This window comes from Mesorhizobium sp. M7A.F.Ca.US.005.03.2.1, assembly GCF_003997795.1.
Taxonomy (GTDB): Bacteria; Pseudomonadota; Alphaproteobacteria; order Rhizobiales; family Rhizobiaceae; genus Mesorhizobium; species Mesorhizobium ciceri.
The window spans coordinates 1-3,625 of sequence record NZ_RZRP01000655.1 but is presented as its reverse complement, the minus strand read 5'-3'; the positions used below and the strand labels follow the sequence as shown (position 1 = coordinate 3,625).

The 3,625-nt window shown below is 65.3% G+C and carries 3 protein-coding genes; 1 reads left to right on the top strand and 2 read right to left on the bottom strand.

Going from position 1 to position 3,625, the window contains the following annotated elements; translation table 11 throughout:
• Nucleotides 1–1,216 (top strand): sulfatase-like hydrolase/transferase (locus EN991_RS27700; protein WP_127369945.1); only part of this gene is annotated, 1,216 nt, incomplete at its 5' end.
• Nucleotides 1,217–1,221: 5 nt separating this feature from the next.
• On the opposite strand, the gene EN991_RS27695 is transcribed toward EN991_RS27700, so the two are convergent.
• Nucleotides 1,222–2,802: an indolepyruvate oxidoreductase subunit beta family protein gene (locus EN991_RS27695; RefSeq protein ID WP_127369944.1), complete on the bottom strand. Its 1,581-nt coding sequence runs from the start codon at nt 2,800–2,802 to the stop codon at nt 1,222–1,224.
• Nucleotides 2,795–3,625 (bottom strand): thiamine pyrophosphate-dependent enzyme (locus EN991_RS27690; protein ID WP_245461089.1); only part of this gene is annotated, 831 nt, incomplete at its 5' end. The genes EN991_RS27695 and EN991_RS27690, both read right to left, overlap by 8 nt.

The following is a 3,625-nucleotide window of genomic DNA, read 5'->3' as shown; positions in this document are numbered from 1 at the left end:
GGGCCGGCACATGTCGGCCTTCTTCGTCTCGCTGCTGGATTTGCACAACCTCGTTGTAGAATCGGGCTTCGAAAAGCGGCTGCAAGCCGTGGCGCCGCAGCCGCCTTTTGCCGACACGGTCGATTGCGGCGACCGGGCTGATCTTCCCGACGTCTTTTTCGTGCTCAGCGAAAGCCAGTCCGATCCCGGCTATTTTCCGCAGGTCGGCAACGGCGCGGGATTCCTGCAGAGATTCGCACCGGGGGCCGGCACGCCGCACCAGATGCAGGTCGAGACGTTTGGCGGCGGCACCTGGATCACCAATCTGTCGCTGATGACCGGCCTGTCGGCCACCGATTTCGGCTGGCGAAGCCCCTATCTGACCATCACCCTGCAGGACAAGGTCGCCGGAGCCTTGCCGGAGGTGCTGGCGCGCTGCGGATATCGGACTGTCGTGATGACGCCGATGGACTTTTCGTTCGTCAATGAAGGGCCGTTCCTGAAATCGATCGGTTTCGAGACCATGCTCGACATCAAGGACATCGCCGCGCCCTTCTATCACCTGCGCGACAACTTTTATTACCAGGCGGCCGAGGCATTCATCGCCAGGCACCATAGGGAAGACGGCCGGCCGCTGTTCCTCGAAATCCAGACCATGTTTCCGCACTCACCCTATGAGGGGCGGATGGAGCCCGGGCTGAAGGTCGAGGGCGAGCCTTTCTCGGGCGATTTCCAGGCCAATGAGTATCTGCGCCGGATGGCGGTAGCGCGCGGCGATTTCCAGGATTTCCTCGACAAGAGGCAAGCGGATGCCGGTGAACGCGGCGCCGTGGTGCTCGAATTCGGCGATCACCAGTCGTCGGCGACCAAGCCGTTCGTCGACGCGATCGCCGGGGACGACGCCTTGGCGACCCCTGGCTCGCTTGCCTATCGCACTTTCTACACGCTCACCACCTTCAACCATCCTTTGCGCCATCCGATGCCTGACCTGGCCCCGCTCGACGTCGGCTTCCTCAGCGCGAGCCTGCTCGACGCTGCCGGCCTGCCGATGTCGCCTGTCATGGCCGACCTCGTGCGCCTGCGCGACCGTTGCGGCGGCAGGTTTCATGGTTGTCAGGATCGGGCCGAAGTGGACGCACATCTGCGCCGGCGCGTCGATTCAGGGCTGCTGCATCTGTTCCCGGAAGCGGCGCCGCTGCATGGGCTGGCGCCGCTCCAATCGGTAGATGCTCGCTAGTTATCTCAGCCGATTTTATCTGGCCCCAGCGTCGCCACGGTCTTCAGCGCACCGTCGAGCATGTCGCCCTTCTCGTCCTTCAGCGCCATCTCGCGCAGGCGGCGGATCCAGTCGGCGGCGTCGGTGCGGCCCTTGACCATGTCGAGCGCGGACAGCACCCGGTCGAATTTCGACTGCGCCCGGGCATGGGTGTCGCTGTAGCCCTTGATCAGCCGGCGGCAATTGAGGATCTCGACGGCCAGTGCGTAATCCTGGGGCACATGGTCGAGCGCCAGCGCGTACCAGCCATCGAGATGAGCGACCTCGACCTTGTGGCGCAGCAGGCTGCGGCGCCAGCGGCGCAGGCCGCCGATGAACCAGAGTGCTGCAAAGCCGGCAAAACTGTCGGTGCGGATGCGGCGGCCATGGTTGATGCGGCGGTCGAGAAAGGCGGCGAGCTTCGGCCGGTCCTCGATGTAGCTGCCCAGACCCGCCGGCAGCGTGCCGCAGAACTCCTCGATGCGCGGATGGAAATATTCGGTCACCTGCAGGATCGAGCCATCCTTGACGCCGACCTCGCGGCGCACGCGTTTGTCGCGCGTCGAACGTGTCTTGAGATCGGCGACGCGGATCATGTCGTCGTAGCACAGCGCATTGGCCAGATGCTTGGCGGCAGCGATGGACAAGCCATAGCCCTGAATCGGCCCGTCCAGCGCGACGGCCTTGTCCAACCGGTCGAGATAGTCGCGCCCGTAGGCGATGTCCTGATAGTCGACGACCTTTCTCAAGCCTCGAAGCGCCATGTCGCGCACGGCCACCGGCAACAGATCGATACGGACAGCCAAGGCCTGCCAGCCTTGCAGCAGGTTTTGCGGGCCACTCACCTGTCCGGCGCCCAGGGCAGATTCGACAATCGCGGGCTCGGCCGGCCTAGGCGCCGGTGCCGCCGTGCCGCGCGCACGGTCAAACGCGGCACCGAAGGCGGCGAGGCTGGCCTTGACGCCCCGGCCGCCGGCACCGATCGCCTGTTCGTAGCTCTCGCGCGTGAACGGCAGGGCGTCGGATCCCGCCAGCGCGCCAAGCAGGCTGGCCGAGATCATCGAGCCATTGTCGGCGGCGATCTTCTCCATATCGAAAGCGATGAAGCGCTTCGATGCGGCTTCCGCCGTTGCATGCACCTTCGACGACGAGGCCCGGCCATCGCCCGGTTCGATCTTTTCCGACACGGCGGCGATGCGGTGCGACGAGGCGATCAGCGTGGTGCGCTCGGGCGTGACGAAGCCGCGAATGATGGCACGGCCGGCTTCCATCAATTCGGCGGCGATCAGGATGTCGACGTCGCCCTGCGAGGGCGACAGCGCAAAGACCGGCAGCCGGCCGGTGTCGCGGGCCATCTCGACATAATAGATGGTGGCGCCGGTACGCTGGGCGACGCCGGCGACCGAGGTCGACTGCGCGACATAGCCGTTGCGCTCGGCGACATCGGTAATCCAGTCGGCGAGCACGCCGCCGCCCTGGCCGCCGACCGCCAGCACGGCGAGCTTGATGACACGCTCACCATCCTGAGCGCCGGCGTGGGCGCGAAGTGGGGGGACGGCGTCAAGCATCGGCGAAAGTCAGGCGCCGGCTTTCGCGGCGACGCTGCAACAGGCTGATGGTGGCGCGGCGCGCGGCTTCCAGGAAGCGATCCCAGCGGCTTGGATTGTGGACGACGTCGGCGCGATAGAAGGACGGGCAGAGCACCGCCGCATCGGCGACCTCGCCGCAATTGCCGCAGCCGACGCAACTCTGGTCGATATGCGCGACCGGATCGTCGCGCAAAGGATCGTCGAGCGACTTGACCGACAGCGATGGGCAGCCGGACAGCCGCATGCAGGCATGGTCACCGGTACAGATGTCCTCATCCACGCCGAACTTCGGTTTCACGACACGGGTCCCGCCCTTGATCGCCTTGTCGACCAGCGGCTTTTCGCGGCGCTGGCGGTTGAGCATGCATTCGGACGAGGCGACGATGACTTTCGGCCCCTTCTCCTCCGTCGTCAGCGCCTCGCGCAGCGTGTCCTGCATCTTGGTCACGTCATAGGTGCGGTCGACATGGCGCAGCCATTTGACGCCCATGCCTTTGACCGCCTCGGTGATCGGATGCTTCGTCGACTTGGTCTTGTTGCCGGCGCGGGACGAGAGGATGTCCTGGCCGCCGGTGGCGGCCGAGTAAAAATTATCGACGATGACGATGACGCCGTCGTTCTTGTTGAACACCGCGTTGCCAATTGAGGAGGTCAGGCCGTTGTGCCAGAAGCCGCCGTCGCCGACGAAGGAGATGGAACGCCGCTTGGCATCAGGCGAATTGAAGGCTGAGGCGGAGGCCGGGCCCAGCCCGTAGCCCATGGTGGTGGCGCCGAGCTCGAAAGGCGGCATGATCGAGAACCT

Bases quoted from the DNA above. Each gene is read 5' to 3' on its own strand.
- EN991_RS27695 (WP_127369944.1), bottom strand. From the start codon at position 2,802: ATGCTTGACGCCGTCCCCCCACTTCGCGCCCACGCCGGCGCTCAGGAT.